Below are 15,090 nucleotides of genomic sequence, written 5' to 3' on the forward strand. Positions count from 1 at the left end.
CAGAACCTGGGGCGCTTCACCTCCTCAACGTCCGCTAGGGGATGAGGGGCGCAACCGGCTTCCAGAGATTGAGGTTCAGTTCGATCTGACGGGCTCGGAAGTCGAGGACGTGCTGAAGCGCCTCAACGAGAACGGGGTCACGATAGAAACGACCGTCGAACGCCAGGCCGATGAGCGACGCAGCCAGCGTCGCGGGTACTTGGCGATGGTCGCCGCTGTGGTCGGCTCGACGACTGCTGGGGTGATGGGAACCTGGGCTGAGCGCGGTTCCCTAACCGAGCCAGTCGCTCTCCTCGACTGGGCGATCCCAGTTTCGGGGCTAGTGGCCTTTGCAGTGACCTGGCGCGCCGTTCAGCTCGATGAGCCGACTACGAACACGCCCTCTCGGTCGGCGAAAGCTGCGCGACAAGCGTGGGCAGCGACGGTCGCGTCGAAGCGGGGTGCCAATGATGGCTAAGGGGCCCGCCGACATGGGGTGGACCGAAGGCGCCGACCGGGAGGCTCTGGCCGCACTCACCCGACACGCAGATGCGTTGTATTCCGAGGCTGAGGCGATCGCTACCCGGGCACGCGCTGGCGCAGTCAGCCAGGAGTACGTGGCCCAGGCCGCGCTAACTCTCCACCTTGCAGCCCCCTCGACACAGGTGGCCGACGTCCTCTTCGGAGTGGGCAGCCTGCTGGCCGGTGGCGCGTTGGGTACAGCGCTCAGCCTCGGCGTGCAACCGCAGCCGGACGTGTCGGGATGGCTCATTTTCGCCCTGCCAGCCCTGGGCGTGCCCGGCATCCTGTTCTTCGCGGTCGGAGCCACTTTGAAGTTCACCGCCAGGCGGTAGGCGCAGGTCGGCGAAGCACACATCACCCAAGCCGACGGAGGCTGCGAAGGAGAGCGGCGTCCCGCGAGAGCGCCCGGTTGGGGTCGGACTCCACGGGTGCCAGGGCGCCGGCGTCGACGACTTCGAGGCGCAGCTCCTCCCCCTCGGCCGTGACGACGAGTGCGAGCCAACGCGAGCGAGGGCGGTCACGCACCCACCGCAGCAGCACACCACGTCGCTCTACATGGCCTCCGCCTTGGGCTTCCTAGTCATCGACACACGCCGGCAGTGGGCCGGCAAAGTCGAAGAGGGAGCCCTCCTGCCGACACCGTGGACGAGGTCATCATCCCGGCCGCCTTCCCGAGTCTCTTCAAGGGCCCTGCTTCAACCACCCGCACACACCGCGCCGGGCCGGCTCGATCGGCGTGCCGGTGCGCGATGTCGAGCTGCGCATCGCCGACGAGACCGGCGCCTCGCTGCCCGACGGCGAGGTCGACGAGATCCTCATCAAGGGGCCCAACGTCATGAAGGGCTACTGGGGGCTGCCCGAGGTGACCGCCACGACGATCGTCGACGGGTGGCTGCACACCGGCGACCTGGCCGTGCGCGACGAGGAAGGCGTCTACACGATCGTCGACCGCAAGAAGGACCTCATCATCCGCGGAGGCTTCAATGTCTACCCCCGCGAGATCGAGGAGGTCGTCTACGCCCACCCCGACGTCACCGAGGCCGCCGTCGTGGGGGTCCGCACGACGCCTCGGCGAGGAGGTGGCCGCGTCGGTGACGCTGCGCGCCGGGAGGAGTTGCCCAAGGGCCCGACCGGCAAGATCCTGCGCCGGGAGGTGCGAGCGGGCCACACCACACCCACCGTCGCGGCCGGCTGACCGCCGGCCCGACCCCCCAGCCGGATCCTCCTCGGGATTGCATACAAGCCCACCACTTGTATACATTGAGCGCACCGACGTCCCGAGGAGGACCCTTCCCATGACCGCACGCCCCTGCTTCCATCTGGCCATCCCCGTCGACGACATCACCAAGGCCCGCGAGTTCTACGGCGGCGTCCTCGGCCTCGAGGAGGGTCGCTCCGACACCCTCTGGGTGGACTGGAACTTCTACGGCCACCAGGTCGTCACCCACCAGACCGCCGCCGGCTCCCCCGGACCGGCCGGGCACAACCCCGTCGACGACCACCAGGTCCCCGTGCCCCACTTCGGAGCCGTGCTGTCGTACGATGACTTCCACGACCTGGCCGGCAAGATGAAGGCGGCAGGAGCCACCTTCGTCATCGAGCCCTACCTGCGCTTCGAGGGCCAGTCCGGCGAGCAGTGGACGATGTTCTTCCTCGACCCCGCCGGCAACGCCATGGAGTTCAAGGCCTTCGCGGACGAGTCGCAGATCTTCGCCAAGTAGGGTCCCCGCGTGACCACCACCCCGTCGACCGAGACCAAGGCCGGCCGACTGCTCGCCGCCCTGCGCGACGACATCCTGAGCGGTCGCCTCGCCCCCGGTGACCCCGTCGACGAGGTGGCCACGGCGCAGGGGCACGAGGTCTCCCGCACCCCGGTGCGGGAGGCCCTGCGCGCGCTGACGAGCGAGGGCCTGCTCGTCCCCGGGCCGCGCCGCCAGCTGCGGGTCGTCGACGTCTCGCCCGAGCACCGCCGCGAGGTGACCTCCCTGCGCGTCGCCCTGGAGTGCACCGCCGCCGAGTCGGCCTGCGAGCACCGCACCGACGACGACCTCGACCGGCTCCGCGGGCTCGTGAGCCGCCAACGCCGCGAGGCGAAGGGGGGCGACGTCGCCGCCTTCCTCGAGGCCGACGAGGCCTTCCACCGCGCGCTCGCCGAGGCCGCCGGCATGCCCACCCTGCTGCGCCTGCTCGACCAGCTCGGCGCCTTCGTCCGGCTCGCCCGGCTCGGGCAGCCCACCCCGCAGCGCCACATGGTCGCGCTGGCCCGCGAGCACGACCACCTCGTCGACCTGCTCGAGGCCGGTGACGGCCCGGCCCTCGAGGCGGCCCTCGCCGAGCACATCCGCAGCACCGCGCTGCGCGACTGACTAGCCTGCAGGCATGAGCGCCGACCCCTGCCCCTGCGGCACCGGCTCCCCCTTCGCCTCGTGCTGCGGCCCGCTGCTGGCGAGCGAAGGCCAGGCCGAGACCGCCGAGCAGCTCATGCGCAGCCGCTACACCGCCCACGTCTACGGCAACGCCGAGCACCTTGGCGCACCTGGGACGGCCGGACCCGGCCCCCCGAGGTGCACCTCGACGACACCCGCTGGCTGGGGCTGGAGGTCCGCGAGGTGGTCGCCGGCGGCCCCGACGACTCCACCGGCGTCGTCGACTTCGTCGCCCGGCACGAAGGGGGCCAGCTCGCCGAGCGGAGCGAGTTCACCCGACGTGGCGGCCGATGGTTCTACACGAAGGAGATCCCGTGACCGAGGTCCAGTACGCCGTCGCCGAGCACATCGCGACGATCACGCTCGACGCACCTGACCGGCGCAATGCCCTGTCCGTGGAGATGTCCCGCGAGCTCATCGACGCTGCGCGCACGGCCGAGGCCGACCCCGAGGTCGGCGCGGTCGTCGTCACCGGCGGCCGCCACTTCTGCGCAGGTGCCGTGCGCGAGGTCCTCGCCGACGTCGGCCGCGACCCCGTCGAGGACACCGCCTACCGCAACCTCGAGACCGTCTACGCGGCCTTCACGACGATCGGCACCATCGAGCTGCCGACGATCGCCGCCGTGCGCGGCGCCGCCGTGGGCGCAGGGCTCAACCTCGCCCTGGCCACCGACCTGCGCATCGTCTCGACGAGTGCCCGGCTCCTGCCGGGCTTCGTCCAGATCGGCCTCCACCCCGGCGGCGGCCACCTGTCCCTGCTGCACCGCACCGCCGGCCGCGAGACCGCCGCCGCGATGGGCCTCTTCGGCGAGGAGGTGCGCGGCGAGCGCGCCGTCGAGCTCGGACTCGCGTGGTCCGCCCACGAGGACGACGAGGTCGAGCAGGCCGCTCGCGACACCGCCTCTCGCGTCGCCGCCGACCCCGGGCTCGCCCGCCGCCTCGTCCGCAGCTTCCGCCGCGAGACCGCGCCGGGCGGCGTGCCGTGGGAGGTCGCCGTCGAGCTCGAGCGCTCGCCCCAGATGTGGTCGCTGCGGCGCAAGCACGAGGGCTAGGGGTCGCGTGCAGCGGGTTCCGCGGAGGCAGGGCTGGGGGTGGCCCTAAGGAAAAGTCCGGACTGGTCGGCCTGCGATGTCGCCTTGGCCTGCAGGTCCGGACTTTCCCATGAGTCGGGCCGACCCCCACCCTGCCTCCGCTCTACGGCGCGCCCCGCCGTGGCTCGACCTCAGTCGGCGTGGGGCTGGCCGATGTCGTGCAGCAGGTCGGCGAACCAGGGGGTGGCGGGGTCGAAGGCACCGCCACCGGCGATCCGCTCGAACTCGATGAGGCGCAGCTCGTCGGCGCGCTCCTCGTCCTGGCCGACGACGCCTGATCCACCGTCGAGGGCCGCCCGGACGGCGAGCTCGGCGCTGCGGGCGATGAGGTCACGGTCCTCGGCGTTGGGCGCGGCGGAGCGGGCGAAGTAGCCCGACTTCCACACCTTCGACTTGTCCGCGCCGACCCGGTCGGCCAGGGCGTCCGCGATCCGCTCCCCCGGATCGATCTCGTCGAGGCTGACGTGCCCGAAGGCATCGCGCGGCACGTCGGCGCCATCCGCCTCGAGGGAGGCCACGATCTCGTCGACGCCGGCACCCTCGGCGACGAAGACGTTGGCACAGTCGAGCTCGTCCATGACGGCCCGCAGTCGCCTCCCTTCGGCCTCGAGGTCGAGGTCGAGCTCGGGCACGTACACGGCGTGCACGTCCCACCGGCGGGGGTCGTTGCCGATGCCCGGGACGAACTCACGCGAGGCGAGGTCAGCCCGGTAGCGCCGCGCGGTCTCCGCGGTGAGCCAGCCGCTGTGGCGGCCCATGATCTCGTGGACGACGAGCATGCGCGGGCTGGAGGAGTGCTCTGCGATGACGTGGCGGGCGAAGAGTGCCCCCTGCTCGGCCGCAGTCCAGGCGCCGAGGCTCTGCCGGATCGGCACGATGTCGTTGTCGATCGTCTTGGGCAGACCGATGACCTGCAGCTCGTGGCCCTCGTCGGACACATGCGCCGCGAGGTCTGCGGCCGTCGTGCTCGTGTCGTCGCCACCGATGGTGTGCAGCACGTCGACTCCGTCGGCCACGAGCTGGTCCGCCGCCACCCGAAGGGGGTCGGCCCCCTCCGGCACGAGGCCGCGCCGGGCGGCGTCGGCGGCATTGGTCAGCTTGACCCGGGAGTTGCCGAGCGGGGACCCACCGAAGGCGTGCAGCCGGGTCGCGGCGGCCCGCACCTCGTCGGTGATCTCGACGTGCCGGCCGGTGAGCAGGCCTGCGTACCCGTCGAGGTAGCCGATGATGCGCACGTCGGGCGCGACCCGGGTGTACTCCTCGATGAGTGCCCCCACCGCCGAGGAGAGGCACGGCGCGAGCCCCCCGGAGGTGAGGAGCGCGACGGTCCGGACCGTCACGAGCCCTCGGGCGTGCAGGGCTTCTGGATCGTCTCGGCCGGGCGGACGTAGGGCTTGACCTCCGGGACCTGCGAGGCCGGCTTGAGGTCGTCCCACTTGTTGCCGAGGACGAGGTCGACCTTGTTGGTCGTGCGGTCGTCCTTCTGCAGCTGGACACCCTCGACCTGCTGGGCGAGGCGCTTGGCAGCGCGCTGCCCCTCCGGGCCGAAGCGGATGATCGCGACCTCGTCCTCGAGGAAGCTCATCTTCGGGTCGTTGCCGGTGGCCTTGACCTTGAAGCCGCGGTCCTTGAGATCACCCGCCACCTCGGAGGCCAGGCCCTCCTGCCACGTCGTGTTGTAGACGTTGAGGGTGATCTCGGAGGGCGCGGGCAGCGGCGGCTCCGGCTCGGAGACGAGCTTGTCGAAGCCGTAGCCCAGGACGAGCTGCACGCTGTCACCGGGGCGCGCGTCGTTCCAGACCTTGGAGCCCGGGATCTGCTTCTGGAGGAGCAGCGCGTTGTCGCGGCCCTCGGGGCCGTAGTAGATCGTGGCCGCGCCCTTGACGTAGACCGAGCTGTCCGCATTGCCGACCGAGGTGATCGAGAAGTCGCGCAGGGTCAGCTCTCGGGCGACGTCGGTGCCCAGCCCGTCGGTGTCGTTGCTGTTGAGCAGCTGGATGTCGAAGGAGTCGCGCTCGGGTGCCGGCTCGACGATCGGGGCGCACGTGGGGGTCTCGCTGCCGATGAGACCGGTGCCGTAGGCGGTCGCGACCGTGGCCGTGCCCAGGACGAGGCCGGGCAGGGTGACGAAGAGGAGGAGGCGACGGCGACGCTGGCGACGATAGTGCTCGGCGGCTGCACCCTCGAGCTCGTCGAAACCCACGACCCGGTAGGTGACCGGAGTGTCGTCCGAGTGCTGGTCCACGTGCTGACCCCTGTCCTTCCGTGCTGTCCCCGCCACAAGTGTACGTGGTGCTCACATTCACTCTGACCACACCAGTCACACAAGTCACACGGCGTGATCGTTCCCGGACCGAGACCGATCCGTCATCACCAGTGTTGACGCGCAGGGTGACGCGTCGGTTGCGTGCGGGTCACGACGCGGCGACGCCGCGGCCGCGCGGCGGGTCAGCCGGCGCGGACCTCGTCCGCCACGAGCTCGGCGACGAGCAGCATCGCGCTCGCCCCGCGACGGGTGGTGTCCGCGCTGACGAAGAGGTCGACGTGGTGGCCCGCCCCCTTCGGCTGGCGGATCCGCCCGACGAACCGCGGGTCGATGCCGACGCTGTCCACCGGCGTCGGGACCTCGCCGGTCTGCTCGTCGAGGTGCACGAGAGAGGGAGCCGCGACGCAGGCCTGACGCACCTTGTCGATCGCCACCGGCCGCGCGCAGCGGGCGTGCAGCGCCATGGAGTGCGCGAGGACGACCGGCACCTGGACGAGCGTGGCGACCACCGGGACGCTCTCGTGCAGCCCGAGGACCTTGCGCACCTCCGCACCGACGGACAGCTCGGCGGAGGTGAAGCCCCCTTCGTCGGGCTGGCCGACCCAGGGGATGACGTTGAGCGCCAACGGCGCGGGGAAGGGAGAGCCGACCGGCAGGTCGGAGACCGCCGCACGCACGTCGCCCGGGTGCTGGCCGATCATCGGCTCGGCGGCGACGGTGTGCAGCTCTTCGCGCAGGCGGGCCACGCCGGCGTCGGACTTCGACACCGCCGCGATGAGACCGGTGACGACGAGGTGCTGCAGCTCCCAGCCCTGGTGCAGCACGTGCGCGGCGTCGATGAGCCCCCAGGTCACCGGCCCCGGCAGGGCGATGATGCCCTTGGGCCGCTCGGCGACGAGGTGGGAGTTGATGCCCGGCACGACGAGCGGGACGTCCGGGTCGCCCCGGTGGGCCGCGCTGGCGTCGACGACGACGGCTCCGGCCGCGACGGCTCGGGCCGCCCACTCGGGCGTGATCTCGGGGGCGAGGTTGAAGAGGGCGACGTCGACGCCCTCGAAGGAGTCCTCGCGGAGCACCTCGATCTGCTGCTCCCGACCGCGCACGCCCAGGGTCCGGGTCGTGACGCCCGGTGCGAGCAGGCGGATGGCGCCCCAGCGGTCGTCACGCAGGGCGAGTGCGGAGACGATGGCCTCCGCGAAGCGCCCCGTCGCCCCCACCAGGGCCAGGGTCGGCCCGGTGGACGGCGACGGGGAGGCGGTCACCGACCCGTGCCCGCGTAGACGACGGCCTCGCCCTCGTCGGAGTCCAGGTCGAAGGCCGTGTGGAGCGCCCGCAGGGCGTCGTCGAGCTGGTCGGCGCGGGTCACCACGGAGATCCGGATCTCCGAGGTCGAGATCATCTCGATGTTGATGCCCGCGTCGGCGAGCGCCTTGAAAAAGGTCGCCGAGACGCCGGGGTTGGTGCGCATGCCGGCACCGACGAGGGAGAGCTTGCCGATCTGGTCGTCGTACTGGATCGACTCGAAGCCCACCTCCTCCTTGGTGCGCATGAGGGCCTCGACGGCGACCTGGCCGTCGCTCATCGGCAGGGTGAAGGAGATGTCGGTGCGGCCCGTGTCCGCCTCGGACACGTTTTGCACGATCATGTCGATGTTGACCTGCGCCTCGGCGATGGTCGTGAAGATCTGGCCGGCGCGCCCCGGCTGGTCGGGGACCCCGACGACGGTGATCTTGGCCTCGCTGCTGTCGTGGGCGACACCCGCGATGATCGGTTCTTCCATGTCCTCGGCTCCTTCAGCGTCGGGGGGCAGGACCCACGTGCCCTCCTTCGAGGAGAAGGACGAACGCACGTGGATGGGGATGTTGGAACGGCGCGCGTACTCGACGCACCGCAGATGGAGCACCTTGGCGCCGCTCGCGGCGAGCTCGAGCATCTCGTCGTGGGAGATGCGGTCGATCTTGTGCGCGGTGCTGACGATGCGCGGGTCGGCGGTGAAGATGCCGTCGACATCGGTGTAGATCTCGCAGACGTCCGCCTCGAGCGCTGCGGCGAGGGCCACGGCCGTCGTGTCGGAGCCACCACGACCGAGCGTGGTGATCTCCTTGGTCCCCTGGCTCACGCCCTGGAAGCCGGCGACGATGACGATGTGCTTCTTGCCGAGGGCCTCGGTGATGCGGCCCGGGGTGACGTCGATGATCTTGGCCTTGCCGTGGGCGGTGTCGGTGATGACACCCGCCTGGCTCCCCGTGAAGGAGCGCACGCTGTGCCCCAGGTCGGCGATGGCCATGGCGACGAGAGCCATCGACATCCGCTCACCCGCGGTGAGCAGCATGTCCATCTCGCGCGGCGGCGGGACGGGGCTCACCTGCTCCGCGAGGTCGAGCAGCTCGTCGGTGGTGTCTCCCATGGCCGAGACGACGACGCACACGTCGTGGCCCGCCTTCTTCGTCTCGACGATGCGGTGCGCCACGCGCTTGATGCTCTCGGCATCAGCGAGCGACGAACCGCCGTACTTCTGGACAACCAGGCTCAAGGGACATCTCCGTGATGGTCTCGCGGGTCCGGCCCGGGCACGGGCCGGCACGACCCCTCGAGGATAACGACCCGAGCCTCCCAGACCGACTCACGTCCACGGGACGCGACGAGGCTCACCCGTGGAGGGCGTCGAACTCCGCCTCGCCGACGACCTCCGGGTCGGCGTCGAGACGCAGGTGGGCGAGCAGGGTCTGCAGGACCCGGACGGCCATCGCCGCGCGGTCACCCCAGTCGGCGAGATAGCTGTACTGCCACCACCACAGGGCCTCGACGGTGCGACCGGCGTCGTGGTGCGCCAGACCGTGTGCGAGGGCGGCCGCGACGACTGCGAGGTCGTTGCTCAGCGACCCGCGGGTGGTCTCGACCGAGGTGACGGGGTCGACGACGTCGGCGTACTCGTCGACGCCGTCGAGGAGCCGGGACAGCCCCTCCCGCAGCGGGTCGAGCTCGGTGTCAGGGCCGGGGTCACGCTCGAAGCGCTCGTCGAGGACGACGTCGGCGATCGCCCCGAGCCGGGCCCCGACGAGCTGGATCTGGCTCGTCGTGAGCAGCAGGAGCGGGATGGCGCTCTCCGGCGCGGCACCCGAGGCGATCTCCGCCACGGCCGCCAGCCAGCTGCGGGCCTCGGCGGCGCACTCGTCCGCGAGCAGCGTGGTCTCGTCAGGCATTGAGCAGCTTCCTCCCTTCGAAGGCACGCCCGAGCGTGACCTCGTCGGCGTACTCGAGGTCGCCGCCGACCGGCAGGCCGGAGGCGAGTCGCGTGACCCGGATGTCGAAGGGGGACAGCAGTCGCGCCGTGTAGGAGGCGGTGGCCTCGCCCTCGAGGTTGGGATCGGTCGCGATGATCACCTCGGCGACGGTCCCATCGGACAGGCGCGCCATGAGCTCGGTGAAGCGCAGGTCGTCCGGGCCGACGCCGTCCATGGGGCTGATGGCCCCGCCGAGCACGTGGTAGCGCCCCCGGAACTCGCGGGTGCGCTCGATGGCGACGACGTCCTTGGGCTCCTCGACGACGCAGATGGCACTGGCATCGCGCCGCGGGTCGGCGCAGATCCGGCACTGGGGCCCCTCCGCGACGTTGCCGCAGGTCTCGCAGAAGGCGACCTTGTCCTTGACCTCGCTGAGCGTCTGGACGAGCCGCTGGACGTCCTGCGGGTCCGCCTGCAAGAGGTGGAAGGCGATCCGCTGGGCACTCTTGGGGCCGACCCCGGGCAGCCGCCCGAGCTCGTCGATCAGGTCTTGGACCACACCTTCGTACACGCCTCGACCCTACGCCCCGGCGGCCGCGGTCGGCAGCACCGGCATGCGGGTCGCCGTCACTCCTCGCGGATGACGGTGCCGCCGAGGATGCGCTCGATGACCGCGGGGCCGGCCGCACCCGCGTCGATGATGTCCTCGTCGTCGTCGCTCACCGAGGAGTCGTCGGGCTCCGCCGGCGGGCTCGGCGCCGGGGCGGGCTCGGGAGCGGGTGCCGTCGCCCAGGCCGGCGCCGAGGCTGCGCTCGCCGGCGCACTTCCCCAGTCGGCGCCCGCCGGCCCACCGGCCGGTGCGGGCACCCCCACGTCTGCCACCGGCGCCCCCGTCGGGGCTCCAGCCGAGGTGGCCTCCGGAGGGGGGCCCGCCGACGACGACTGGGGCGCAGCCGGTGCGGCGCTCGCCGGCTGCGAGGTGGCCTGTGCACCGCCTCCTGCCGGTGCCGTCCCCAGGTCGTGGGGCACCCCCTCGACGCGGGCGTCGACCCCGAGGGCGTCGACGAGGGCCTGCCGCACGACCTCGGCGTGGGACCCGTTGCGGAAGGCATTGGCCAGACCGACCGTGGCGATCCCGAGCACGAGTCGCTGCCCGTCGTAGCTGATGACCTGGGCGTGCTCGGACAGGAAGGTCCACGTGGCGCGACGCATCTGGTAGATCCGCCCGAGGACGTCGGGCCAGCTGCGGCGCAGCGCCTCGACGTCGATGCCCCCGGTCGCCGGGGTCGACGCAGCGGGCGCGCTCTCGGCCTCGGGCTGCCCCGCCGCCGGGTCGGGCGTAGTGGCAGCGGGCTCGGGCTCGGCTGCAGCGGGAGGCTCGGCCGGCGCCTGAGGAGCGGACTGCGGGCCAGCGCTCGAGCGGCCGGGAGCGGGCTGCGCCCGCTGGTGCTCGGCCGACAGGGGCGCCTCGTCGGCCTGCGGTCGCGGCTGCGGCTCGCGCTGCTCCCTCTGCTCGGGCTCGGGCGTCGCCGGCTCCGTGGGCGCTGCTGCCGGGGTCGGTGCGGGGGCGCCGGGCGCCGCGACGACGGGGGCCTGCGCGGGCACGGGCGCGACGGGTGCCGCCTGCGGGGGGCGGGGGGCTCCCCCTTCGCTCGTGGGGACGCCACCGACGTCGAGCCGACGCTCGAGCCGGTCGAGGCGCGCGGCGTACCCAGACTCGCCGGCTGCGGCCGGCAGCAGGACGCGCGCGGCGATGATCTCCAGCTGGACCCGCGGCGAGGTCGCACCGGTCATCTCGGTGAGGCCGGCGTTGATGATGTCGGCGGCACGGGAGAGCGACGCCGGCCCGAAGGTGGCCGACTGCTGGCGCATGCGGTCGATCTGGTCGCCCGGCAGCCCGCGCAGGATCGCGGCGGCGCCGTCCGGGGCCGCCGCCACGACGATGAGGTCGCGGAACCGCTCGAGCAGGTCCTCGACGAAGCGCCGGGGGTCGAGGCCGGTCTCGATGACCGAGTCGATGACGCGGAAGACGCCGGCGGCGTCGTCGGCGCCGAAGGCCGTCACCGCTGCGTCGAGCAGCTCGCCGTCGGTGAAACCCAGGAGGGCCGCGGCCCGCTCGTAGGTCAGGCCGGACTCGTCGCTCCCTGCCATGAGCTGGTCGAGGACGGACAGCGAGTCACGCACCGACCCGCCACCGGCCCGCACGACGAAGGAGAGGACACCCGGCTCGACGCGCACTCCCTCGGCGGCGCACAGCTGCTCCATGTACTCCTGCAGCCGCGCTGGCGGGACGAGACGGAAGGGGTAGTGGTGGGTCCGGGAGCGGATCGTGCCGATGACCTTTTCGGGCTCGGTGGTCGCGAAGATGAACTTCACGTGCTCGGGCGGCTCCTCGACGATCTTGAGCAGCGCGTTGAAGCCCTGCGGCGTCACCATGTGCGCCTCGTCGATGATGTAGATCTTGTAGCGGCTCTGCGCGGGGCCGAAGGAGGCCCGCTCGCGCAGGTCACGGGCGTCGTCGACACCGCCGTGGCTCGCGGCGTCGATCTCGATGACGTCGACGGTCCCGGCCCCGCCGCGGGAGAGGGCCGTGCACGAGTCGCACTGCCCGCACGGGGTGGGCGTCGGCCCCTGCTCGCAGTTGAGGCAGCGGGCCAGGATGCGCGCACTCGTCGTCTTGCCGCACCCACGCGGCCCGGAGAAGAGGTAGGCGTGGTTGACCCGGCCCGACCGCAGTGCCTGCATGAGCGGATCGGTCACGTGCTCCTGCCCGATGACGTCGGCGAAGGTCTCGGGGCGGTAGCGGCGGTACAGCGCGGTGCTCACGGGCACGACTCTACGTGCGCACGACGACAGCGAGCTCCCCCGCGACCGCCTGTGGACGACGGCGCCCGACGGCGCGTCTACGGCGGCAGCGGGAGAGGTCGCTGCGGGACTGCGTCAGGAGCGAAGGGAGGCGGTCGCGTCCGTCAGGCGCGTCAGCTGGCGCAGGACGTTGCCCAGCTCCTTGGTGCGTCGCTCGGCCGGCGCGAAGACGTCGCCGTCCTCGCGCTGCTCGACCTCGAGCATCGTCGAGAAGGAGACCTGGCCGCGGACGACGTGCATCTGCGCGTTTGCGAGGATCGTGCGCCAGTGCTCGACCGCACGCACGCCGCCGTCGGCGCCGTAGGAGACGAGAGCGGCACCCTTGTGCACCCACTCGGGGTAGAGGACGTCGAAGGCATTCTTCAGCGCGGCCGGCACACCGTGGTTGTACTCGGGCGTGACGAAGACGTAGCCGTCGAACTCGTCGATCTTCGCGCTCCAGCGCCGGGTGTTGGGGTTGTCGTACTGCCGCTTCGCGGCGCCGGGGACCGTCGGCTCGTCGAGGAGGACGAGGCCGTAGTCGGCGAGGTCGACGAGCTCGTACTCGGCGTCGTCACGACCGGCGGCCTGGGCCATGACCCAGTCGGCGACCTGGGCGCCGAAGCGGCCGGGTCGGGTGCTGCCGAGGATGATGGCGATCTTCACGGAGGGACTCCTTGGGGCGGTGCAGTCGTGGCGCGGGCGGGCCCGCCACCGAGGAGGTGGCGGGCCCGCCGTCGTGGGGCTCAGCTGCGGGGCCGACCGTCGCCGCGCAGGTCCTCGACCTTACCGCGCACCTTGTCGAGGAGGCCGGGCTCGGCGTGGTCCCCGCCCGCCCGCTCCTCGGGGGACAGGTGGTCGGGTCGCTGGCCGCCGGCCGTGGGCTCGACCGTCGGGTCGGCCACGGGTGCTGCCGGCTCGACATCGCGCGCCGGAGCCACGCCGGGGTCGGACCAACCCGACTCACCCGTCCGCGTCGTCTCGTCGGTGAACGCGTCGTCCCGCGGGGCCTCGGTGAAGGCGTCGTCCCGCGTGGCGGCAGCCGTCGTGTCCGCCGGGACCGTGTCGCGACGGGAGGGGTCCGACGACTCCCACCCGGGCGCAGCCTCCGGTGCTGGCTCGACCGGCGGAGCGGGCTCGACGGGGTCATGCCCCGCCTCGGTCCCGTGAGCAGCGGCGCCAGCGCCGACAGCGCCCGCTCCGACAGTGCCCGCGGCAGCGGTGCCGGCACCGGACGGGCGCAGGTCGCTGCGGCGCGTCGTGGACTCGTCGACGTCATCGGCGTACGAGTCCTCGGACTCGATCATCCCGTCACGGTCACCTCGCCTATCGACCTCGGCGTCGCGGCGCACGTCCGCGTCCTCGACGCGGCGTCCTTCGCGGTCCGTCGGCACGTCCGGGTCCTTGACGTCCGCCTCGCGGAGCTTGTCCTCGTAGGAGCGACGGTCCTCGTCGGCGACGGCGCTCTTGGCCCGGGCCTCCTCCTCGAGGCGCTCGGCGTCGATGCGACGCTGCTCGGCCTCGGCCGCCTTGCGCTCGGCCTCGGCGGCCTGACGGTCCGCCTCGGCGGCTGCTGCTCGGGCGTCGGCGTCGGTTGCCGCAGCAGTGGCCTCCGACTCGCGGGTGCGGCGCTCTCGCTCGGCGGCCTCGCGCCGCAGCTGCTCGGCCTCGGCGCGGTCACGCTCGACCCGCTTGGCCTTGGCGCCCTTCGACACTGCCATGACGATGCCGATGATGATGAGCACCAGCACGACAGCGATGATGATCCAGATCCAGGTGTCCATGCTCCCCTCCTCGGGGTTGCTGCGGTCGCCGTTGCGATCGCTTGTTGCCAACCTACGAGGATCACGCCCGGATTTCGATCGGACGGGTGCATCACATCGAGCGGGCCCGTTGGCACGCCGTGAGCAAGAGGACACCCCGCGTACCTGGAAGAGCTCACCTACCCTTGCTGCATTCCTGCCCTGGGGGAGTTCGGCGAGGTACCACCACGCGGGGTGCCGATCGCAGAGTCTACGTCTCCCCCTTCGTCGGCGAAAGTCGGCCCCCGCCGCGGTCGTCCTCCGACAATGACGAAGCCCCGGTCCGCGGACCGGGGCTCATCGCTGGCGGAGGATAGGGGATTCGAACCCCTGAGAGCTTTCACTCAACGCGCTTTCCAAGCGCGCGCACTAGGCCACTATGCGAATCCTCCGCGGGAGAGATTACCTGAGCACCGCGCCACCTCGAAATCGGGCAGATTTCACTCCGCCGACACCTGTCGGCGACGATGGCGGCATGGCTCTCCCGTCCCCTCGCCGGCTCTACACGATCGTCGCCACCGCCGAGGCGGTGACGTGGACGCTGCTGCTCGTCGGCATGTTCCTCAAGTACGTCACCGAGACGACCGAGCTCGGCGTGCGGATCGGCGGCATGCTGCACGGCATCGTCTTCATCGCCTACGTGCTCGTGACGGTCATCGTGTGGATCGACGCGCGATGGAGCACCAAGCACGGCGTCGTCGCCCTGGTCTCGGCCATCCCGCCCCTCGTCACGCTGTGGACCGAGCGGTGGCTCGAGCGCGAGGGGCAGCTCGCCGACACGTGGCGGCTGCGGACGAAGGGAGCCGCTGGCACCCCGCTCGAGCGGCTCGTCTCCGGCGCGCTGCGCCGCCCGGGGCTGGCGGCGCTCGCCCTCGTCGTCGCGGTCGCGGTCCTCACCGGCGTCGCCCTGCTCGTCGGCCCGCCCGTCGGCTGAGC

Annotated in this window: 17 protein-coding genes, 1 tRNA gene, 1 other RNA gene and 1 pseudogene; 8 read left to right on the forward strand and 12 right to left on the reverse strand. The window is 72.0% G+C overall.

The features are described 5' to 3' along the window. Positions 1-457, forward strand: a 457-nt coding sequence (locus tag CWN80_RS15835; RefSeq protein WP_238148163.1) for a hypothetical protein, incomplete at its 5' end; no start/stop codon positions are given. 13 nt (positions 458-470) lie between these two features. Continuing rightward, a complete protein-coding gene (locus tag CWN80_RS09085) occupies positions 471-833 on the forward strand; it encodes a hypothetical protein (protein ID WP_128277192.1) in 363 nt (120 codons plus the stop codon). A 22-nt stretch (positions 834-855) separates the two neighbouring features. On the opposite strand, the gene CWN80_RS15380 is transcribed toward CWN80_RS09085, so the two are convergent. Continuing rightward, the gene (locus CWN80_RS15380) at positions 856-1,026 is read right to left on the reverse strand and encodes a hypothetical protein (RefSeq protein WP_157986923.1); all 171 of its coding nucleotides are present in this window, start codon (positions 1,024-1,026) and stop codon (positions 856-858) included. Positions 1,027-1,213: 187 nt separating this feature from the next. Here CWN80_RS15380 and CWN80_RS09090 point away from each other — a divergent pair. The 5 genes and pseudogenes from CWN80_RS09090 to CWN80_RS09110 form a co-directional block, all read left to right on the forward strand. Then, positions 1,214-1,696, forward strand: a pseudogene (locus CWN80_RS09090) (AMP-binding protein); the annotation flags it as partial. A 100-nt stretch (positions 1,697-1,796) separates the two neighbouring features. Further along, positions 1,797-2,222, forward strand: a complete 426-nt coding sequence (locus tag CWN80_RS09095; protein ID WP_007930045.1) for a VOC family protein — start codon at positions 1,797-1,799, stop codon at positions 2,220-2,222. A gap of 9 nt (positions 2,223-2,231) precedes the next feature. Continuing rightward, positions 2,232-2,867 (forward strand): GntR family transcriptional regulator, encoded by a 636-nt coding sequence (locus tag CWN80_RS09100; RefSeq protein WP_007929501.1) that lies wholly within the window; start codon positions 2,232-2,234, stop codon positions 2,865-2,867. 198 nt (positions 2,868-3,065) lie between these two features. Further along, the gene (locus tag CWN80_RS16025) at positions 3,066-3,245 is read left to right on the forward strand and encodes a YchJ family metal-binding protein (protein WP_337590141.1); all 180 of its coding nucleotides are present in this window, start codon (positions 3,066-3,068) and stop codon (positions 3,243-3,245) included. After that, positions 3,242-3,979: an enoyl-CoA hydratase-related protein gene (locus CWN80_RS09110; protein ID WP_007929504.1), complete on the forward strand. Its 738-nt coding sequence runs from the start codon at positions 3,242-3,244 to the stop codon at positions 3,977-3,979. The genes CWN80_RS16025 and CWN80_RS09110 overlap by 4 nt, the downstream gene beginning before the upstream one ends. Before the next feature lie 170 nt (positions 3,980-4,149). Here the strand turns inward: CWN80_RS09110 and CWN80_RS09115 are convergent, their stop codons facing one another. From CWN80_RS09115 to CWN80_RS09165, 11 genes are all read right to left on the reverse strand, one after another. Then, positions 4,150-5,358 carry a pyrophosphate--fructose-6-phosphate 1-phosphotransferase gene (locus CWN80_RS09115; protein WP_007929505.1) on the reverse strand — a complete coding sequence of 403 codons (1,209 nt, stop codon included), beginning with the start codon at positions 5,356-5,358 and terminating at the stop codon, positions 4,150-4,152. Continuing rightward, positions 5,355-6,263: a LytR C-terminal domain-containing protein gene (locus CWN80_RS09120; RefSeq protein WP_007929506.1), complete on the reverse strand. Its 909-nt coding sequence runs from the start codon at positions 6,261-6,263 to the stop codon at positions 5,355-5,357. Before CWN80_RS09120 ends, CWN80_RS09115 begins: the two co-directional genes overlap by 4 nt. Before the next feature lie 203 nt (positions 6,264-6,466). After that, positions 6,467-7,546: an aspartate-semialdehyde dehydrogenase gene (locus CWN80_RS09125; protein WP_007929515.1), complete on the reverse strand. Its 1,080-nt coding sequence runs from the start codon at positions 7,544-7,546 to the stop codon at positions 6,467-6,469. After that, positions 7,543-8,817, reverse strand: coding sequence for an aspartate kinase (locus CWN80_RS09130; RefSeq protein WP_007929517.1), 1,275 nt, complete (start codon positions 8,815-8,817; stop codon positions 7,543-7,545). Before CWN80_RS09130 ends, CWN80_RS09125 begins: the two co-directional genes overlap by 4 nt. A gap of 115 nt (positions 8,818-8,932) precedes the next feature. Next, positions 8,933-9,487 carry a DUF5063 domain-containing protein gene (locus tag CWN80_RS09135; protein ID WP_007929520.1) on the reverse strand — a complete coding sequence of 185 codons (555 nt, stop codon included), beginning with the start codon at positions 9,485-9,487 and terminating at the stop codon, positions 8,933-8,935. Continuing rightward, positions 9,480-10,079 (reverse strand): recombination mediator RecR, encoded by a 600-nt coding sequence (gene recR, locus CWN80_RS09140; protein WP_007929522.1) that lies wholly within the window; start codon positions 10,077-10,079, stop codon positions 9,480-9,482. Before recR ends, CWN80_RS09135 begins: the two co-directional genes overlap by 8 nt. A gap of 56 nt (positions 10,080-10,135) precedes the next feature. Next, the gene (locus tag CWN80_RS09145; protein ID WP_128277194.1) at positions 10,136-12,334 is read right to left on the reverse strand and encodes a DNA polymerase III subunit gamma and tau; all 2,199 of its coding nucleotides are present in this window, start codon (positions 12,332-12,334) and stop codon (positions 10,136-10,138) included. A gap of 114 nt (positions 12,335-12,448) precedes the next feature. Continuing rightward, a complete protein-coding gene (locus CWN80_RS09150) occupies positions 12,449-13,018 on the reverse strand; it encodes an NADPH-dependent FMN reductase (RefSeq protein WP_007927683.1) in 570 nt (189 codons plus the stop codon). A gap of 80 nt (positions 13,019-13,098) precedes the next feature. Continuing rightward, a complete protein-coding gene (locus tag CWN80_RS09155; RefSeq protein WP_007927685.1) occupies positions 13,099-14,136 on the reverse strand; it encodes a hypothetical protein in 1,038 nt (345 codons plus the stop codon). Positions 14,137-14,260: 124 nt separating this feature from the next. Further along, positions 14,261-14,357: signal recognition particle sRNA small type (gene ffs, locus CWN80_RS09160), an RNA gene on the reverse strand. A gap of 101 nt (positions 14,358-14,458) precedes the next feature. Further along, a tRNA-Ser gene (locus CWN80_RS09165) sits at positions 14,459-14,546 on the reverse strand. Positions 14,547-14,629: 83 nt separating this feature from the next. Between CWN80_RS09165 and CWN80_RS09170 the strand changes: the two genes are divergently transcribed. Beyond that, entirely contained in the window at positions 14,630-15,088 is a 459-nt protein-coding gene (locus tag CWN80_RS09170) for a DUF3817 domain-containing protein (RefSeq protein ID WP_007927687.1), read from the forward strand. The last annotated feature ends 2 nt before the right edge of the window (positions 15,089-15,090 follow it).

The sequence above is a fragment of the Janibacter hoylei PVAS-1 genome, assembly GCF_004025845.1.
In the GTDB taxonomy this organism is placed as follows: Bacteria; Actinomycetota; Actinomycetes; order Actinomycetales; family Dermatophilaceae; genus Janibacter; species Janibacter hoylei.